Annotated in this window: 15 protein-coding genes; 5 read left to right on the top strand and 10 right to left on the bottom strand. The window is 63.6% G+C overall.

Annotated elements, in window-relative coordinates; all coding sequences use genetic code 11:
* Nucleotides 1-32 precede the first annotated feature (32 nt).
* Nucleotides 33-1,070, bottom strand: a complete 1,038-nt coding sequence (locus DK842_RS18875; RefSeq protein WP_114062840.1) for a PTS fructose transporter subunit IIC — start codon at nt 1,068-1,070, stop codon at nt 33-35.
* A gap of 225 nt (nt 1,071-1,295) precedes the next feature.
* Here DK842_RS18875 and DK842_RS18870 point away from each other — a divergent pair, with 225 nt between their 5' ends.
* Complete coding sequence (locus DK842_RS18870) at nt 1,296-3,407, top strand: putative bifunctional diguanylate cyclase/phosphodiesterase (RefSeq protein ID WP_114062839.1); 2,112 nt, start codon at nt 1,296-1,298, stop codon at nt 3,405-3,407.
* A gap of 5 nt (nt 3,408-3,412) precedes the next feature.
* Here the strand turns inward: DK842_RS18870 and cysN are convergent, their stop codons facing one another.
* Entirely contained in the window at nt 3,413-4,849 is a 1,437-nt protein-coding gene (cysN, locus tag DK842_RS18865; protein WP_114062838.1) for a sulfate adenylyltransferase subunit CysN, read from the bottom strand.
* Nucleotides 4,849-5,775: a sulfate adenylyltransferase subunit CysD gene (cysD, locus tag DK842_RS18860; RefSeq protein ID WP_114062837.1), complete on the bottom strand. Its 927-nt coding sequence runs from the start codon at nt 5,773-5,775 to the stop codon at nt 4,849-4,851. The genes cysN and cysD overlap by 1 nt, the downstream gene beginning before the upstream one ends.
* Nucleotides 5,776-6,112: 337 nt before the next feature.
* Here cysD and fliD point away from each other — a divergent pair, with 337 nt between their 5' ends.
* From fliD to DK842_RS18840, 4 genes are all read left to right on the top strand, one after another.
* Nucleotides 6,113-7,495, top strand: coding sequence for a flagellar filament capping protein FliD (fliD, locus tag DK842_RS18855; RefSeq protein ID WP_114062836.1), 1,383 nt, complete (start codon nt 6,113-6,115; stop codon nt 7,493-7,495).
* Between the two features lie 216 nt (nt 7,496-7,711).
* On the top strand, nt 7,712-8,695 hold the full coding sequence (locus tag DK842_RS18850; RefSeq protein ID WP_232538531.1) for an LD-carboxypeptidase: 984 nt from the start codon (nt 7,712-7,714) through the stop codon (nt 8,693-8,695).
* Nucleotides 8,696-8,774: 79 nt separating this feature from the next.
* Nucleotides 8,775-11,222, top strand: coding sequence for an alpha/beta hydrolase family protein (locus DK842_RS18845; protein ID WP_114062834.1), 2,448 nt, complete (start codon nt 8,775-8,777; stop codon nt 11,220-11,222).
* 186 nt (nt 11,223-11,408) lie between these two features.
* Nucleotides 11,409-11,810 carry a hypothetical protein gene (locus DK842_RS18840; RefSeq protein WP_114062833.1) on the top strand — a complete coding sequence of 134 codons (402 nt, stop codon included), beginning with the start codon at nt 11,409-11,411 and terminating at the stop codon, nt 11,808-11,810.
* Between the two features lie 37 nt (nt 11,811-11,847).
* Here DK842_RS18840 and serC read toward each other — a convergent pair whose 3' ends face one another.
* From serC to DK842_RS18805, 7 genes are all read right to left on the bottom strand, one after another.
* Nucleotides 11,848-12,936, bottom strand: coding sequence for a 3-phosphoserine/phosphohydroxythreonine transaminase (serC, locus tag DK842_RS18835; RefSeq protein ID WP_114062832.1), 1,089 nt, complete (start codon nt 12,934-12,936; stop codon nt 11,848-11,850).
* Between the two features lie 131 nt (nt 12,937-13,067).
* A complete protein-coding gene (locus DK842_RS18830) occupies nt 13,068-13,508 on the bottom strand; it encodes a PaaI family thioesterase (protein WP_114062831.1) in 441 nt (146 codons plus the stop codon).
* Nucleotides 13,505-13,972, bottom strand: a complete 468-nt coding sequence (locus DK842_RS18825; protein ID WP_114063811.1) for a PaaI family thioesterase — start codon at nt 13,970-13,972, stop codon at nt 13,505-13,507. Before DK842_RS18825 ends, DK842_RS18830 begins: the two co-directional genes overlap by 4 nt.
* On the bottom strand, nt 13,972-16,677 hold the full coding sequence (gene gyrA / locus DK842_RS18820; protein ID WP_114062830.1) for a DNA gyrase subunit A: 2,706 nt from the start codon (nt 16,675-16,677) through the stop codon (nt 13,972-13,974). Before gyrA ends, DK842_RS18825 begins: the two co-directional genes overlap by 1 nt.
* Nucleotides 16,678-16,921: 244 nt before the next feature.
* Complete coding sequence (locus DK842_RS18815; protein ID WP_114062829.1) at nt 16,922-17,731, bottom strand: MetQ/NlpA family ABC transporter substrate-binding protein; 810 nt, start codon at nt 17,729-17,731, stop codon at nt 16,922-16,924.
* A gap of 24 nt (nt 17,732-17,755) precedes the next feature.
* A complete protein-coding gene (locus DK842_RS18810) occupies nt 17,756-18,442 on the bottom strand; it encodes a methionine ABC transporter permease (protein ID WP_114062828.1) in 687 nt (228 codons plus the stop codon).
* Entirely contained in the window at nt 18,443-19,180 is a 738-nt protein-coding gene (locus DK842_RS18805; protein ID WP_114062827.1) for a methionine ABC transporter ATP-binding protein, read from the bottom strand.
* Nucleotides 19,181-19,394 lie beyond the last annotated feature (214 nt).

The following is a 19,394-nucleotide window of genomic DNA, read 5'->3' as shown; positions in this document are numbered from 1 at the left end:
GATCGATTTCCTTGTAGAGAAAGTGTCCAGGCTCAGGCCGCGGGGGCTGACTCGGCCTCGCCGGCGCGCGCCTTGAGCAAGTTGATGGCGACCGCCACCAGCAGCACGCCCGCCAGGATGGCCACGCCGAACATCCAGCGGTTGTCTATCACCGGCAGCACAATGGGGCCGCCGTGCGGCGCGTGGTCGCCCACCCCGCCCAGCATCGCAAGCATGCCGCCCAGCGCCGAGCCGGCGACAATGGTGGGGATCACCCGCAACGGATCGGCGGCGGCGAAAGGAATGGCCCCCTCGGTGATGCCTATCATGCCCATGCCCAATGCGGCGGAGCCTGCCTCGCGCTCCTGTTCGCTCCACAGCGACTTGCGCAGCTTGGTGGCGAGCCCCAGGCCCAGCGGCGGAATGCAGACCGCGGCGGCCACCGCGCCCATCACCTGGTACTGGCCTTCCGCGATCATGCTGGCGCCGAAGAAGAAGGCCACCTTGTTGACCGGGCCGCCCATGTCGAACGCCACCATCGCGCCCAGCAAGGCGCCCAACGCCATCGCATTGGCGCCGCCCATGGACTTGAGCCAGGCGCCCATCGCCACCATCAGATCGGCGATGGGCACGCCCAGCACCTCGAACATCAGCGCGCCGATCGCCAGCGAGGACAGGATGGGAATGATCAGAATCGGCATCAACGGTTTCAGCGCCTTGCCCACCGGCATTTTTTTCAGCAGCTCCACCACCCAGCCGGCCAACAAGCCCGCGATCAATGCGCCTAAAAAGCCGGCGTTGACGGTATGGGCGATCTGGCCGCCCACCATGCCGGCCACCAGCGCCGGCTTGCCGGAGCGGGCATACGCGATGTAGCCGGCCAAAACCGGCAGCAGCAAGGCAAAGGCGCTGGCGCCGATGTCCAGGATCAGCTTGAGCATGGGAGCGTGGCTGAAATCCGGCCCCTTGCCTGTCATCGGCGCCAGCGAGATGGCCAGCGCGATCAGGATGCCGCCGCTGGCGATGAAAGGAATCACATGGGACACCCCGGTCAGCAGGTACTGCTTCCATTGTTCCAGACGGGCCTGCATTGTTTTCTCCTCCGTTTTAGGATGAAGAAAGGCTACCCCAGCCGCCCGAGCCCGACATAGTGGCGAGATCAGCCCCGATTGGATTTTTGTGACATCCTCGCCCATCGCCGCGCGAGTTTTCGCAAATCGACGCGAGAAATCCCGCTCTTCCGGCTCAAGCACGCCTCGGAATCCGCGCGCCGGGTTCTAAACTGATTAGCATCCTCATCTGAAAAAGCGCGCGCCATGCACAGCCCGCACCTCCACGGCCGGCCCTTTCGGCTGGTGCCCTACTTCTTTCTGCTCTCGCTGTTGTTGATGGCGGGCGCGACGGCGCTGATGGCCAGCGCCCTGCGGCACTACTCCGGCGAGCAATTGCTGAAGCTGGAGAAAAGCCGCGCGGCCTCTCTGGTGCAGATTTTCGAAAACTCGCTGTGGGCGGATTTCCGCCCGCTGCTGCCGCTGGCGCGCGACCCGCGCAAATTGCGGCGGATCGCCGGCCAGCCGCGGCTGCGCGAAGCGGTGATCCGGCTGATGCGCGACACCGACGTGATCCGGGTGAAGATGTACGCGCTCAACGGCGTCACGCTGTTCTCCACCGACGCCAACCAGATAGGAGAGGACGAGAACGACGACGAGGGTTTCCGCTCGGCCGCCGCCGGCGCGCCCGCCAGCGAACTCGCCCACAACAACAGCATCGATGCCTTCGAGCGCAAGCTGACCGATCGCGACATCATTTCCACCTACGTGCCGGTGCATGATCCGGCCGGGAAAATAGAGGGCGTGCTGGAGATCTATCTGGACGCCACGCCCTTCGTCGCAGACAGCGAGCGCGAGATGCGCTGGGTGACGCTGGCTATCTGCGGGCTGATGGCCGTGCTGTTCCTCGCCCAGATGCTGGTGGTGAGGCTGGCCGGCCGCATCATAGACCGGCAAGGCGCCGCGCTGTCCGCCGCCAACCGTGAGCTGGACCAGCGCGTGGACGAACGCACCCGCGAACTCGCCGACGCCAACGCCAAGCTGGAAGGAGAAATCCAGGAGCGGCGCCGCGCCGAGGAGCGGCTGGACCATCTCGCACACCACGACCCGCTCACCGGCCTGCCCAACCGGCTGCGGTTTCAGCAACGCCTGGACGCCGCGCTGGCCAAGCCCGACCTGCCGCCGGACAGCCTGGCGCTGCTGTTCATCGATCTGGACCGCTTCAAAGACGTGAACGACACGCTGGGGCACCACACCGGCGACCTGCTGCTGGTCTCGGCGGCGCAACGGCTGGCGCGCCAGATGCGCGCCGAGGACATGCTGGCCCGGCTGGGCGGCGATGAGTTCATCTGCGTGCTGGAGCGGCTGGAGAGCAAAGACAGGGCCGCTGAGGTGGCCGCCAAGCTGCTGAGTTTGTTTCAGCAGCCATTCGCCATCGGCGGCAACGACTTGCACCTATCCGCCAGCATAGGCATCAGCTTCGCCAGCGACGGCGCCGACGTCGACGCCTTGCTGCGTCACGCCGACATCGCCATGTACCGCGCCAAGAGCGCCGGCCGCAATCGCTTTCAGTTCTACACGCCGCAGATGTCGGCCGAGGCCGAAGAACGCGTCGATCTGGAGCGCCGGCTGAGGCTGGCGCTGGAAAACGACGGGATAGAGGTCCATTTCCAGGCCAAGGTGGATGCCGCATCGGGCCGCCTGGTCGGCGCCGAGGCGCTGGCGCGCTGGAACGATCCGGAGCGCGGGATGATTCCGCCTTCCCGCTTCATCCCCGCGGCGGAGGAGTCCGGCCTGATCATCCCGCTTGGAGAGCGGGTGTTGGAAAAATGCTGCGGGCAGCTGGCGCAGTGGCGGCGCGAAGGCTTCGCCCTGCCCTCGCTCGCCGTCAACTTGTCCGTCAAGCAGTTGGAACGGGATGATTTCCTGCCGCGCATCGCGGCGCTGTTGGAACGCTGGGAGCTGCCCCCAGAACAATTGGAGCTCGAAATCACCGAAAGCGTGATCATGCAGGCAGACGACGCGGCGGCGGCGCTCAGCGCCTTGCGCCGGCTGGGCATCCGCCTGGCGATAGATGATTTCGGCACCGGCTACTCATCGCTCGCCTATCTGGCCAAACTGCCGGTGCAAGTGCTGAAGATAGACCGCTCCTTCGTCTTGGGCATTGGCCGCGGCGGAGACGCTATCGTCAGCACCATCTTGTCGCTAGCCGCCAGCCTGGGCCTGGAAGCTGTAGCGGAAGGCGTGGAAGAACCCGCTCAGGCGGACTGGCTGCGCCAGGCCGGTTGCGGAACCATCCAGGGCTATCTGTACGGCAAGCCGCTGGCGCCGGGATGTTTCGCCGAAGAATGGCGCGACCGAAGCCCGGCCGCGCCCTGAGCGCCTCAGCGCTCGCCGTCCAGCAGCTTGCGAGCCAGCTCTCCTCGCGTCATCTGCGGGAAATGCCGCTGCAGCAACAGATCCAGTTCTTGCTCAAACCGCCCCCAAGGCGACAATTCAAGCGAACCCGAATCGTCATTGCGGGCGCTGATCATGCCGGCGGCCACGGTGCCGTTGCTGAGCCGGTCGATCAGAATCAGGCTGCCGCTGTCGCGGCACTCCCGGTACGCGTCGAACACCGCTGGGCTGTTCAGCGATATCCGGCATAAGCCGATCTCGTTCAATGCCAGCGCATTGGCTGCGCTGTTCTGCAAAGTATTGACGTCGGTGCGGTGCAGAACCGATTCGATGCGGCCTGTCACGTACTTGCCGGCCAGCTTGAAGCCGTACTCCTTGCCCGGACGCAGCGGCGCGTCGCCCATCGCCACCAGGTGGGCGTCGAAGCTGTGCGACACGCTCGGCCGCGCCTCGTCCGCCCGCACCAGCATGTCGCCGCGCGAGATGTCGATTTCGTCTTCCAGCGTCAACGTCACCGCCTGGCCGGTGGAGGCGCGGCTGAGGCTGCCGTCGAAAGTGACGATCTCCTTGACTCGGCTTTGCTTGCCGGACGGCAGCGCCACCACGGCGTCGCCCGGGTGGACGGCGCCGCTGGCGATGGTGCCGCAAAAGCCGCGGAAATCCAGATTGGGGCGATTCACATACTGCACCGGCAGCCGGAACGCTTCCAGGGCGGCGTCGTGGCTGATCTGTATGCTTTCCAGCAGATGCATCAACGTGGCGCCCTGATACCACGGCGCGGACTCGGTGCGGCTGACCACGTTGTCGCCGCGCAACGCGGAGATCGGCACGAAATGGATGTCCGGAATGTCCAGGTGCTCGGCGAAAGTCAGGTATTCGTCGCGGATGCGGTTGAACACATCCTCGCTGTAGTCCACCAGGTCCATCTTGTTGACCGCGACGATGACGTGGCGGATGCCCAGCAGGCTGACGATGTAGCTGTGGCGGCGGGTCTGCGTCTGCACGCCGCGCCGCGCGTCGATCAAAATGATGGCCAGATTGCTGGTGGACGCGCCGGTGGCCATGTTGCGGGTGTACTGCTCGTGCCCCGGACAATCGGCGATGATGAACTTGCGCTTGTCGGTGCTGAAGTAGCGATATGCGACGTCGATGGTGATGCCCTGTTCGCGCTCGGCTTGCAGACCATCCACCAGCAACGCCAGGTCGATGTCCTGGTCGGTGGTGTTGTACTTTTTCGAATCGCGCTCGATCGCCGCCAGCTGGTCCTCGAAAATCAGCTTGGAGTCATGCAGCAGCCGGCCGATCAGCGTGGACTTGCCGTCGTCCACGCTGCCGCATGTGATGAAGCGCAGCATGTCTTTGTTCTCATGCTGGTCCAGGTATTCCAGGATATTCCCGGCGATCAATTCGGATTGGTGAGACATCAGAAATACCCTTCCATTTTCTTCTTTTCCATCGACCCCGCGCTGTCGTGGTCGATCAGCCGGCCCTGCCGCTCCGAAGTCTTGGTCAACAGCATTTCCTGGATGATTTCCGGCAGGGTGGCGGCATCAGACTCCACCGCGCCGGTCAGCGGATAACAGCCCAGCGTGCGGAAACGCACCTTGCGGGTTTCGATGCGGGCCTTCTCCTCCGGCGTCAGGTATTCCAGAATGCGCTCGTCGTCGATCATGATCAGCATGCCGTCGCGCTCCACCACCGGGCGCTCGGCGGCGAAGTACAGCGGCACGATTTCTATTTCTTCCAGATAGATGTATTGCCAGATGTCCAGCTCGGTCCAATTGGATAGCGGGAACACGCGTATGCTCTCGCCCTTGTCTATCTTGCCGTTGTAGATGTTCCACAGCTCGGGTCGCTGGTTTTTGGGGTCCCAGCGGTGGTTCTTGTCGCGGAAGGAATAAACGCGCTCCTTGGCCCGGCTCTTTTCCTCATCGCGGCGCGCGCCGCCGAAGGCCGCGTCGAACTTGTGCTTGTTCAGCGCCTGCTTCAGCCCTTCGGTCTTCATCACGTCGGTATGCTTGGCGCTGCCCGCGGTAAAGGGATTGACGCCGGCATCCACGCCATCCTGATTGACGTGGACGATCAAATCCCAGCCATTTTCCTCTGCCTGCCGGTCCCGAAGAGCGATCATGTCCTGAAACTTCCAGGTGGTGTCCACATGCATCAGCGGAAACGGGGGCTTGCCCGGATAGAACGCCTTCTTCGCCAAGTGCAGCATCACCGCCGAGTCTTTGCCGATGGAGTACAACATCACCGGGTTTTCAAACTCCGCCGCCACCTCGCGGATGATGTGGATGGACTCTGCCTCCAGTTGCTGGAGGTGAGTCAGCCTTGCTTGATCGATATCCATGCTCGCAGCCTGTTCTTTGGTTGCAGCCAATCTACCGGAAATGTTCGCGCAGATTCAAAACCGATTGGATATATCCATATAAACTTAGCAAATCTTAAAAACTTCAAAGAGGGAATATGAATTTCGCGCCCCCTGCCGCGATGAGGATGTAAGATCAACGCAGGCGGGCATTAAAGTTTTCATCGGCTACGCCGATAAAAGCATGAGGCAAGAACCCGCCGGCACGACCGGCCACTGCCATGCGGCGCCAGACCGCAACCGTGATGACTATTGAACAGCCCTAACAGCAACATGCCCGCCTGACTGCAGAACAGGCGCGCCTCAGGGAGCCGACGTCATGTCATCCGCATCCATCACAGCAAACGCTGGCCCGCTCGACGTGCAAAGCATCGTCAGCCAACTGATCCAGGCCGACTCCCAGCCGATGTCCCAAAGCAAGCAACGCTCTTCCACCTATCAATCGGAACTGAGCGTGATCGGCCAGGTCAGCTCCGCGCTATCCGCGCTGCAAACCGCCACCGCCACGTTGCAGTCCGGCTCCTTTCTGCAGCAATTCAGCGCCACTTCGTCGGACAGCACCATAGCCAGCGTCGCCACTTCATCCGGCGGCACTGCCGGGACCTATGTGCTGAACGTGTCGCAATTGGCCAAGTCGCGGCAACTGGTATTCGACCAGAACCCGGATGGCACGTCCATTACCGACCAGAACGCCGCCATCGCCGGCGCGCCCAGTTCGCTGACCTTCAGCGTCGGCGGCACCAGTTCCACCGTGCAACTGGACAGCAACGCCTCCTTGTCGTCCATCGCCAGCAGCATCAATAGCGCCGGCATAGGCATCAACGCGTCCATCGTGCAATACAACAATACCTATTCGCTGGTGCTGAACTCCGCCCAGGCGGGTCCCAGCAACGCCTTCAGCATCACCGCGGGCGGCTCCGACAGCAGCGGCACCTCCGGCAATACGCTGGCGGGCCTGAAACAAAGCGCCACCGCGGCCAGCGAGTCCGCCGACGCGCAAAATGCGCTGATGACGGTGAATGGCGTCAACGTTTCTTCCAGCAGCAACAGCGTAAGCGATGTGGTGACCGGCGCCACCATCAATCTGGAAAAAGCGGGCCAAGTCACCATCAATATGGCGCAAAGCACCACCAACATCACCAATACGCTGCAAAGCTTCATCAATGCCTACAATCAAGTGATCAGCACCACGGCTTCCGCCACGCGGAGCCACAGCACGGTAGGCAGCACGCCATCGAACATCGACATCAGCGGCGACCTGACCTCGCTGCAAGAGCAAATGGCGGGCATTCTGGGCTCCCCCGTGACGGGCGCAGACCCGAGTTCGTCCTACGCTTATCTGGCGCAAGTGGGCATCACGCAAAAAGCGGATGGCACGTTGACCTTGGACTCCGCCGCGTTCAATTCGGCGCTCACCGCCAACCCGTCCGCGGTGGCCAATCTGTTCGGCAACGCGCAGAACACCGGCGTGGCCAATGTGTTCAACAGCACGATCAACTCTCTGCTGGGACCAAACGGACTGGTCACATCGAACCAAGCCAACCTGAACAGCAAGATCAACACTGAACAACAGCTTCAACAGCGACTGCAAAACCAGCTGGATACCGAGCAATCCAACCTGCTGACCGAATACTCCAACCTCAACAGCGTGCTGGCGCAAATGGAACAAGCATCCGCCAGCATGGCCAACTTGATAGCCTGATCCTTGCCAGGCCTCCCGCAGGCGGCTCCGTCATGGAGACCGCCTTTTCTTTTCGCGTATACTCTCGCCAGCCACGCCGCGCCAGCGCCCCGTGGAACTCACGCTCCGCCAATCCGTCCGAACCCCATGACTTCCAACATCAATCCAAACCGCCGCCAACTGCTGCAGTTGCTCGCCCTCGGCACCGGCGCCGGCATCTTGCAAGGATGTACGTCCATGTCCTCCAGCGCTCTGTCCTCTCCCAATCCGCTGCGCCTGTACCTGACCGCCTGCTCAGGCATCGTGCCAGCCAAGCAGCGCCAATCGGCTTTGCCCAGGTTGACGCATGCCGGCTTCGCGCTGGAAAACCAGCATTCCCTTGACCGCGTCTACCAGCGCTTCGCCGGCACCGATGCCGAGCGCCTGTCCGATCTGCACAAACTGCTGGATCAGCCGCAATGGCCGCAGCTGATCATGGCCGCGCGCGGCGGCTACGGCGCGATGCGGCTGCTGCCCAAACTGGACCTGGCCAGGCTGGGCGCCCGCCTGAAGGAATCCCGCTCGCTGCTGATAGGCTACAGCGACTTCTGCGCGATCCAGCTGGCGCTGCTGGCCCAGACAGGCGCAGGCAGCTTCGCCGGCCCCATGCTGGGCGACTTCGGCAGCGCCTCGCCCAGTGGCTATGCCATCAACGAATTCATCGCCGGCATCTCCACGCCGCAACGCAGCCTGCGCATAGCCGGGGCGCAGCCGCAAGCCCGCGGCGAGGGCATATTCTGGGGCGGCAATCTCAGCGTGATCTCCAGCCTGGCGGGCACGCCTTATCTGCCCGACATCAAGGGCGGCCTGCTGTTCCTGGAGGATGTGGGCGAACAGCCGTACCGAGTAGAGCGCATGCTGCAGCAGCTCTACCTTGCCGGCGTCCTGAGCAAGCAGAAAGCCATCTTCCTGGGCGACTTCTCCATGCAGCGCCATGTCGACGTCTACGACCCGCACTACAATTTCGATGCGGTGGTGGCGGAGTTGCGTCGCATCAGCGGTGTGCCGGTCTTCACCGGGCTGCCTTTCGGCCACATCGCCAACAAGACCACCATGCCGCTGGGTTTTCCCGCCCGCTTCCAGGGCGATGGCGACGGCGTGACGCTGCAGTTCCTCGACTACCCCACTGTGGATGTCTCCGGCGTGCAAATTCCGGCGCTGATGGCCGAACATGCCGTCTAAAATGCCAGACGATTGACCGGCGGTCGAACTATAGCTGTTTGACTGTCCTCGTCTTGACAAGAATATCCCTGGAGAGCGCATGACTCACAGCCAGAACACCCTGACCGGCCTGCTGCTGGCCGGATTGCTATGCCCGCCCGCTTCGATGGCCGACGGCTACCAGACGCCGCCGCCGGAACTTGCGGCGCTGGTGGACGCGCCGCGTCCCCCCTCGCAGTCGCTTAGCCCTCGTCGCGACGCGATCCTGCAAACGCATCGGCCGGGCCTGCCGGGCATCGTCGATGTCGCCCAGCCGGAGTTGCGCCTAGCCGGCCTGCGGCTGAATCCGGACATGCGCGCAAGCAGCCGCTTCGACTTTGGCAACGACTTGTCTCTGCTGGATGTTGCCAGCGGCAAAATCCGCGCCGTGGCCGGACTACCCGCTCGCCCGCGCATCGCAGACAGCGCCTGGTCTCCGGATGGCAAGCATGTCGCCTTCAGCCTGTGGGGCCCGCGCGGCGTGGAGTTGTGGCTGCTGGACACGAACAGTGCCCACGCTCGCCGGCTGGGCGGCTTCCAGTTGAACGCGACCACTGGCCGCGGCTTCGCCTGGATGGGCGACGGCCAGTTATTGGTCAAGTTGCGCCCCCCCTCGCAAGGCACCGCGCCGAAAAAGCCTTCCACGCCGGCCGGGCCCAACATCCAGCAAAGTCTGGGCGGCTCGCTGTCCCAGACCCGCACCTATCCCGACCTGCTGCAAACGCCTTACGACGCAGACCTGCTGGACTACCAGTTGAGCAGCCAGCTGGCTCAGGTAAGCCTTGCCGGCAAGGCGAGAATGATAGGCAAGCCGGACAAATACCTCTCAGTCCAGCCTTCTCCCGACCGCCGCTACCTGCTGGCGACTCGACTGCAACGCCCCTATTCCACGCTGGTCCCGATCAGCCGCTTCCCCAGGCGTATCGAAGTATTGAACCTTCAAGGGGACAGCGTGCACCTGGTGACCCAGCGCCCTTTGCTTGAGCGCATGCCGTCCGGCAACGACGCGGTGGAAACCGGTCCGCGAGAGGTGGAATGGCGCGGCGACGCGCCAGCCACGCTGTTCTGGGCAGAAGCGCAGGATGGAGGGGACCCCTCGGTCGAGGCCAGAATCCGTGACGCGCTGTTCCTCCAGTCCGCGCCGTTCAAGCAGCCGCCGTTCAAGCTGCAGGAGCTGGCCAGCCGCTTCGCCGATATCCAGTGGGGCCGAGGCGACCTCGCGCTGGTGACCGAGTACTGGTGGAAAACCCGGCAATTGAAGGTATGGCGCGTCCATCCGGCCGAAGCCGGGCAAGCGCCGCGGCTGCTGAGCCAGCGCAGCTCGGAAGACCGCTACGCCGATCCTGGCTCGCCCGCGATGATCAGCGCCGCCAACGGCCAGCCGCTGCTGCAAACCGGCCCCGGCGGCGAAAGCCTCTATCTGCTGGGCGACGGCGCCGGTCCCGAAGGCGACCGCCCCTTCATCGACATGCTGGACCTCGCCAGCAACCGGGCCACTCGCCTCTGGCGCTCGCAAGCGCCCTGGTTCGAAACCCCGCTGGCCGTACTGGATAGCGGCAAGCAGGCGTTGCTCAGCCGCGAGCAAACCGAAACGCCGCCCAATCTCTACCTGAAAACGCTGGGCGAGGCCGGCAGCCCGCGGCAGCTCACCTTCCTCCCCCATCCCACGCCTCAGCTCAAGGGCGTGCAGAAGCGCCAACTGCGCTACAAGCGGGCGGATGGCATAGATCTGACCGCCACCCTCTATCTGCCCCCAGGCTACAACGCCAATCGCGACGGGCCGCTGCCAATGCTGATGTGGGCCTACCCCGCCGAGTTCAAGAGCGCGGCTGCCGCCAGCCAGGTCACTGACTCGCCCTATCGATTCAACCGAGTGGGCTATTGGGGACCGGAGCCATTCCTGGCGCGCGGCTACGCGGTGCTGGACGACCCTTCCATGCCTATCATCGGCGCGGGCAAACAGGAACCCAACGACAGCTATCTGCCGCAACTGAAGATGGACGCGCAGGCGGCGGTGGACGAGGTCGCGAGGCTGGGGGTGGCCGACCGCGACCGTATCGCCATCGGCGGCCACTCTTACGGCGCCTTCATGACAGCCAACCTGCTGGCGCACACCCGGCTGTTCCGCGCCGGCATCGCCCGATCCGGCGCGTACAACCGCTCGTTGACGCCATTCGGCTTTCAGTCTGAGGAACGCAACTTCTGGCAAGCCAAGGAGGTGTACCAAGCCATGTCGCCGTTCAATTACGCCGAACAAATCAAGGATCCGCTGCTGCTGATCCATGGCGAGGCCGACAATAATCCCGGCACCTTCCCGATCCAGAGCGAGCGGCTGTACCAGGCGCTGCAAGGCCTGGGCGGCACCGCGCGGCTGGCGATGCTGCCGGCGGAAAGCCACGGTTACCGCGCTCACGAATCCATCCTGCATATGCTGTGGGAAGAAGACCGCTGGCTGGAACAGTATGTGAAGCACGCCAGACCGCGAGGGCCCCAGGCGACCAAGCCGTAAGGAAATCCTCCCTCCTGCTTGCTCCCGAGCCCGGCATCGGCCGGGCTTTGCGTTTTCCGTGGCCGACCGCGGCGCCGTCGCTATACACACATTAGAACTTGCGATTTGATTCTGTGTGTACAAAATGGAATATGACGGCCTGCAAATCCCATTCCAAGCGCAGCGCCGGCTAGATTGGGACATCTCATGCGCGACGACAGAGGCCACCGCATTCACATCGAGCAGCCGGGCAGACCCAGGCTGTACCAGCTGGATGACCTGCCAGGCTATGAAGTGGTGGGCGTCATCACCGTGGCCGGACGCAGCGGCGCGCTGGTGAGGAAACGCAGCACCGGCGTCTACAGCATGGTCAACTCCGGCATGCTGCGCCAGCTGGATCAAAGACGGGTGAAAATGGAGCTTGGCCTTGCCTCCAATGCCGGCGCGCCGCAGAAAATGCAAGGCGGCGCCCGCCATAACGTCTATCTCGACGCGGCCAGCATCGCAGCGGCGTTGGCGCTGGGGGACGGCAACATCAGCCGCGGCATCCGGCTGGCGCTCAAGGCCAATGCCGAGTTCGAGCGCAGCCTGGCGGAGGCGTCCAAATGAGGCCTCATCGCGCCCGCCAGGCCGCCCCGGCGCCGGATCAGCCGTATTGCCGCGCGAAGTCCTGCATGAAGTTGACCAGCGACTTGACGCCCTCTATCGGCATCGCGTTGTAGATCGACGCGCGCATGCCGCCCACCGCGCGGTGGCCCTTCAGCTGCGCCAGGCCGTTCTTGCGCGCCTCCAGCAGGAAGATCTCGTCCAGCGACTCGTCCTTCAACTTGAACACCACATTCATCTTCGAACGGAACGGCTGTTCGATGTGAGTCGAGTAGAAGCCGCCGCTGCTATCTATCACGTGGTACAGCAAACCGGCCTTTTCCTCATTGCGGGTAGCTATGCCCTTCACGCCGCCCTGCTCTTTCAGCCATTTGAACACGAGGCCGGCGATGTAGATCGGATAGGTGCCGGGCGTGTTGTACATCGAGTCGGCGTCGGCATGGACCTGATAGTTCAGCATGGTGGGGATGTCGGCCCGCGCTTTGCCCAGCAGTTCCTCGCGAATGATCAGCACGGTCAGGCCGGACGGGCCGATGTTCTTCTGCGCGCCGGCATAGATCATGCCGAAGCGGCTGACGTCCACCTCCCGCGACAGGAAGTCGGACGACATGTCGCAGACCAAGGGCACGCCGTGCTGTTCGGCCGGCACATAGGGAAACTGCAGGCCGCCTATGGTTTCGTTGGAGGTGTAGTGCAGGTAGGCGGCATTAGGGTCGCGCTGCCAGGCAGCCTCCTCCGGAATGTAGGAGAAGTTGCGGTCTTCGCTGCTGGCCGCCACGTTGACCTTGGCGTAGCGCCTGGCCTCCTTGATCGCCAGCTTGGACCAGTGGCCGGTGTTGACGATGTCCACGTTCTCCTTGTCGCCCAACAGATTCAGCGGAACCATCGCGAACTGCAGCGACGCGCCGCCTTGCAAGAACAGCACTTTGTACCCGGCCGGAATGTCCATCAGCTGGCGCAGATCATGCTCGGCGTCATGGATGATTTCCATGAACTCCTTGCCGCGATGGCTCATTTCCATCACGCTCATGCCGGAGCCGTGCCAGTCCAGCAGCTCGCTCTGCGCCTCGGCCAGCACCGCGTGGGGCAACACGGCGGGGCCGGCGGAAAAGTTGTACACCTTGGCCATGGTTCTTCGTCCTCTTGTCTTGTCGTTGTTCAAATGGCGGCGCAGCCGCGAATGGCAATGGATGAGTCAATAAAAAACCGGCGTCCTATGCAAGGATACGCCGGTTTGGTCTCGATCAGGCATGGAGCCGTTCAATTGCTGAGCAGAAAATGGGCTCGGGCCACCGCCACCGGCTTGGCGCGGTCGTCCTGCCAGGCTTCGATCAGCACGTGCGCCACCCGCTTGCCCTGCTTGGTGATCTCGCACTGAGCGAACAGCGTCTGCGGCCGGCCGGGACGCAAATAGTCCAGCGAGAAGTCGACGATCTTGGGCGCCTCCAGCGACTCGCGGCTCCACATCAAATGTATCATCGCCGCGCTTTCCATGAAGCCGCCGATCAGGCCGCCATGCAGCGCCGGCAGCGCGGTGTTGCCGACATTGCGCGGAAGGAAAGGCAGCTCGAAACGCAACTCGCCCCGCTCGTCCTCGCTCATGACGGTCCCCATCAGCTTGACGTAGGGCAGCGCGTCCACGATCTCGGCATAGGCCTTGCGGTCGCGCTGCTCGGCGAAGCGTTGCATGAACTCGCTCATTGCCCGCCCTCCTGCAGCATCGGCGTGCGGCTGGACTCTCGCATGAAGGTGGCCACGCCGTGGGCGATCGGGTCCGCCGGATCGTCGTGATAGCACACCGCGCGGGTGAAGGCGATCTGGCTGGCCAGGCGATAGCATTCGGCGCGGCAGTAGATGGCCTTGCCCGGCGTGGCGGACTTCAGGTAGTCGATGCGCAAGTCCAGCGTGGCGATGGTTTCGATCTCAGGCAAGTTGGCGGTGACGGCGATGGCGCTGCAGGTATCCACCAGCGAGGTGATCACCCCGCCGTGGAGGATGCCGGTGGCCGGGTTGCCCACCAGATCCTCGCGCCAAGCCAGCTTCAGCGTGGGCTTGCGGCCGTCGGTGCCGACGTATTCGAAGCCCAGCGTCGCGCAGTGGGGAAAGGAGACGAAGAGCTCGCTCATCGCCTCCAGCACCCGGGCATTGGCGGGGGTCGGAATCATCAGGCCTCGCCCTGCTCCGGCGCGGCGCCACAATCCGCCTCGCCTTCGCCTTCCGCGCACTCGGCTTCGGACTCGGCCACGATCTCCAGGCCGATCAGCTTCTCGCCGTCGTCCAGGTTGATCAGGCGCACGCCCTGGGCCGAGCGGCCGGTTTCGCGCACTTCCGCCACCTTGGTGCGGATCAGCACGCCGCCGGTGGTGATCAGCATGATGTCGTCGGTTTCCTCCACCAAGCTGGCCGCCACCAGCTTGAAGCCGGTCTTGTCGGTCAGATCCATGGCGATCACGCCCTGGGTGCCGCGGCTGGTCAGACGGAAGTCGCCGACGCAAGTGCGCTTGCCGTAGCCGCCGTCGCTGGCGGTCAGCACCATCTGCTCTTCGGAGTTGGTCACCAGCAGCGAGATCAGCTTCTGGCCTTCGCCCAGCTTCATGCCGCGCACGCCGCGCGAGGTGCGGCCCATCGGGCGCACTTGGCTCTCGCTGAAGCGCACCGACTTGCCGGCGTCAGAGAACAGCATCACCTGGTCGCCTTCGATGGACTGCGCGTCGTCGATCAGTTCGCCTTCGATGATGGCGTCGTCTTCGGACACCGTTTCATCTTCGTCCTCGCCCTGGCCCGCCACGCTCTTACCGCAGGTCAGCGCCACGCCGACCAGGTAATTGCCTTCGTCCAGATTGATGGCGATGATGCCGGCCGCGCGCGGCTTGGAGAAGGCGCGCAGCGGCGTCTTCTTCACCGTGCCGTCGGCGGTGGCCATGAACACGTACTGATCGTCGCGGAACTCGCTGACCGGCAGCAGCGCGTTGATCTTCTCGCCCTCTTCCAGCGGCAGCACGTTGACCATCGGCTTGCCGCGGCTCTGGCGGCCGCCCTGAGGCAGGTCGTACACCTTGCGCCAGTAGCAGCGGCCGCGGCTGGAGAAGCACAGCACGTAGTCGTGGGTATTGGCCACGAACAGCGTTTCGATGAAATCGTCGTCCTTGGTGGCCGCCGCCTGCTTGCCGCGGCCGCCGCGGCGCTGGGCGCTGTAGTCGTCGATCGGCTGCGCCTTGATGTAGCCGGTGTGCGAGATGGTCACCACCATGTCCTGCGGGGTGATCAGGTCTTCGATATTGATGTCGCCGCCGTAAGGCTCGATTTCCGAGCGGCGCGCGTCGCCGAACTGCGCGCGGATGGCGGTCAGTTCTTCGCTGATGATCTGGCTGATGCGCTCCGGCTTGGCCAGGATGTCCAGCAGGTCCAGGATCACATCCATGATCTCGCGGTATTCGCCGACGATCTTGTCCTGCTCCAGGCCGGTCAGGCGCTGCAGGCGCATGTCCAGGATGGCCTGGGCCTGGGTGTCGGACAGATGGTAGCCATCGTCCTTCATGCCGAAGGACGGATCGATATTCTCCGGGCGAGCCTTGTCGCCTTCCACGCGGGACAGCATGTCCTCCACCAGCGACGAGCGCCAGGCGCGGGCCATCAGCGCGGCCTTGGCTTGCGGCGGCGCGTCGGACGCCTTGATCAGCGCGATGATCTCGTCCACGTTGGACAGCGCCACGGCCAGGCCTTCCAGCACGTGGCCGCGTTCGCGCGCCTTCTTCAGTTCGAAGATGGTGCGGCGGGTCACCACCTCGCGGCGGTGGCGCAGGAATTCTTCCAGGATCTGCTTCAGGTTCAACAGGCGCGGCTGGCCGTCCACCAGCGCCACCATGTTCATGCCGAAGCTGTCCTGCAGCTGGGTCAGCTTGTACAGGTGGTTGAGCACCACTTCCGGCATTTCGCCGCGCTTGAGCTCGATCACTACGCGCATGCCGGACTTGTCCGACTCGTCGCGCAGGTCGGAGATGCCCTCGATCTGCTTGTCGCGCACCAGCTCGCTGATGCGCTCCAGCAGGCGGGCCTTGTTCACCTGGTACGGAATCTCGTCGACGATGATCGCTTCGCGGTCGCCCTTGCCGATAGGTTCGGTATGGGTGCGCGCGCGCATGATCACGCGGCCGCGGCCGGTGCGGTAGCCTTCCTTGACGCCGGCGGTGCCGTAGATGATGCCGGCGGTCGGGAAGTCCGGCGCCGGGATGATGTCGATCAGCTCGTCGATGGTGAGATCGCTATTGGCCAGCAGCGCCAGGCAGGCGTCCACCACTTCGTTCAGATTGTGCGGCGGGATGTTGGTGGCCATGCCCACGGCGATGCCGGACGAGCCGTTGATCAGCAGGTTCGGGATCTTGGCCGGCAGGATCAGCGGCTCATGCTCGGAGCCGTCGTAGTTGGGGCCGAAGTCGACGGTTTCTTTTTCGATGTCGGCCAAGAGCTCGTGCGCGATGCGCGCCATGCGGATTTCGGTGTAACGCATGGCGGCGGCGTTGTCGCCGTCCACCGAGCCGAAGTTGCCCTGGCCGTCCACCAACGGGTAGCGCAAGGAAAAGTCCTGCGCCAGCCGCACGATGGTGTCGTACACGGCGGTGTCGCCGTGCGGGTGGTATTTACCGATCACGTCGCCAACGATACGGGCCGACTTCTTGTACGCGCGGTTCCAGTCATTGGATAGCTCGTGCATGGCGTACAGCACCCGGCGGTGCACCGGCTTCAGGCCATCGCGCACGTCTGGCAGCGCCCGGCCCACGATCACGCTCATCGCGTAATCCAGGTAAGAGCGGCGCATCTCCTCTTCGAGGCTGATGGGAAGCGTTTCCTTGGCGAACAGGTTATCGGTCATAAGTATCTTGATTCGTAAGGATGATCCGGCGGCCGCCGCCGCCTGGCGCATCGGAAACCCGATTTCGCGCTTGCGACGCCGCCCGCCGACGGATGTGACAATCTTTCCATTCTACCACGAAAGGCCGGGCAAATGCCTGCGCGGCCAGCGTTCGACCGCATGGCGGCGCTGCGCGGCGGGCATGAAAAAAGGAGGGCCGAAGCCCTCCGTCAAGTCTTGTAGCCAGGAGTGTTACAAGAAAAACTCAGTTCCAGCCCTGCGGCAGCTTGTAGCCGGCGAACTTCTGCTTGGTGTAGGCCTTGAACGCCGGGGAGTTGTAGGCGGCGATCACGTCTTTCGCCCAAGGCTTGGCGGCGTCGGCCGCGCGCACCACTCCCCAGTTAACATAGGCGTAGCTCTTCTCTTGATATACAGCCTCGGTCAGCTTGATGCCGGAGCTGGTGGCGTAGTTGCCGTTGATCACGGCGAAGTCGACATCGCTGCGGGAGCGCGGCAGTTGGGCAGCCTCCAGCGGCACGATCTTCACTTTCTTGAGGTTGACGGCGATGTCGCGCTCGGAAGCGGTCAGCGGATTGATGCCCGGCTTCAGCTTCACCCAGCCCAGATCATTCAGCATCACCAGCGCGCGGGCGAAGTTGGACGGATCGTTCGGCGCGGCGATGGTCGCGCCCGGCTTCACGTCCTTCAGCGACTTCAGCTTGCCCGGGTAGATGCCCAGCGGCGCGGTCGGCACCTGGAACGCCTCTTTCAGCGACAGCTTGTGCTCTTTGGCGAAGTTGTCGAGGTAGGGCTTGTGCTGGAACACGTTCACGTCCAGCGAGCCTTCCTGCAGCGCCAGATTGGGGCGGACATAGTCTGTGAATTCCACCAGCTTCACGGTGTAGCCCTGCTTTTCCAGCTGGGGCTTGATCGATTGCTTGACCATGTCGCCGAAGTCGCCGACGGTGGTGCCGATGACGATCTGCTTCTTGGCCGGGTCGGCGGCCAGAACCTGGCCGGCCAGGGCCAGGCCTACGACGGATGCGGCAACTGCCTTGATCACGAATCTACGCATTATTCTCTCCTTTAGATTTTGAAATCAGCGCTTGTCGAGTTTCGCCGCCAGACGGTTGCCCAGCAGCTGGATGATTTGCACCAGCGCCACCAGCAGCAGCACCATGGCCACCATCACGTCGGTCTGGAAGCGGTAGTAGCCGTAGCGGATGGCCAGATCGCCGATGCCGCCGCCGCCCACCACGCCCGCCACCGCGGTGTAGCTGAGGAAGCTGATGGTCAGGATGGTGAGGCTGGAGATCAGGCCGGAACGGGCCTCGTTCACCAGCACCTTGAAAATGATCTGGGCCGGACTGGCGCCCATCGCCTCGGCGGCCTCCACCACGCCGCGCGGAATCTCGCGCAGCGTCTGCTCCACCAGGCGGGCGAAGTACGGAATGGCGGCGAAGGACAGCGGCACCGACGCGGCTACCGGGCCGATGGTGCTGCCCACCAGCGCGCGGGTCAGCGGAATCAGCACCACCATCAGAATGATGAAGGGGAAGGAGCGCACCAGGTTCACCAGCCAGCTCAATACGCCGTTGACGGCGCGGTTGGCGAACATCTGGCCAGGCTGGGACAGGTACAGGATCACCCCCAGCGGCCCGCCTAGCAGCACGGCAGCGCTCAGTCCCACGCCCAGCATCACGCAGGTTTCCAGCAAGGCCTGCCAGATTTCCGGGGCCATCGATTGCAGATTCTGCAGCGCTTCGTTCAGGGTTGCGGCATCCATTTACGCGGCCTCCAGCAACGAGCGGGCCAGATCCGAATCAGCCTCCACTTCGCGATTGTTCACATCCACCACCTCCACTACGCGCCCTTGATCCAGCACGGCGGCGCGATGGCAGATGCTGCGCACCACGTTCATTTCATGGGTGACGATCACCACGGTGACGCCGAAGCGGGCGTTGATGTCCTGCAGGCAGTCCAGGATGGATTGGGTGGTTTTCGGGTCTAGCGCCGAGGTGGGCTCGTCGGCCAGGATCACGTGCGGACGCGGAGCCAGGGCGCGGGCGATGCCGACGCGCTGCTTCTGGCCGCCGGACAGCTGGGCCGGATAATGGTTGGCGCGGTCTTCCAGGCCGACCACGGCCAGGCACTCGGCCACGCGCTTCTCGATATCGGCCTTGCTCCAGCCGGCGATCTCCAGCGGGAAGGCGACATTGCCGGCGACGGTGCGGTTGGCCAGCAGATTGAACTGCTGGAACACCATGCCGATGTTTTGACGGGCTGCGCGCAGCGCCTTGGGAGACAGGCTGGTCAAATCCTGGCCGTCCACGATCACGGCGCCGTCGTCCGGGCGCTCCAGCAGGTTGATCAGGCGCAGCAAGGTGGATTTGCCAGCGCCGGAGAAGCCGATCAGGCCGAAGACTTCCCCAGCCTTGATGGTCAACGAGGTCTCCGCCACGGCGTCGAACCAACCGCCTTCCGGGCGGCGGAACCGTTTGCGGACATTTTGCAGATGAATCATTCCAAACACTCCCAAAGCACAAAGCCCGCCGTTTGCTGCGGCGGGCTTTGCTGTGGAAATCTTCGGACTATCCGGGAGACTTATGCAGACAGATTCAGATGTTGCTGGGTCTGTCTACCCACGCTTTAGCTGTTTTACGCCCGCAAGCTGTGTTCAAATCGGCGATAAATTTGATTGAGATTGAACATCTTTTTTCGCTTAGCGTCAACACCCT

It is taken from the genome of Chromobacterium phragmitis (assembly GCF_003325475.1).
In the GTDB taxonomy this organism is placed as follows: Bacteria; Pseudomonadota; Gammaproteobacteria; order Burkholderiales; family Chromobacteriaceae; genus Chromobacterium; species Chromobacterium phragmitis.
The sequence above is the reverse complement of the archived record's forward strand: the minus strand, read 5'-3'. Positions and strand labels throughout refer to the sequence as shown.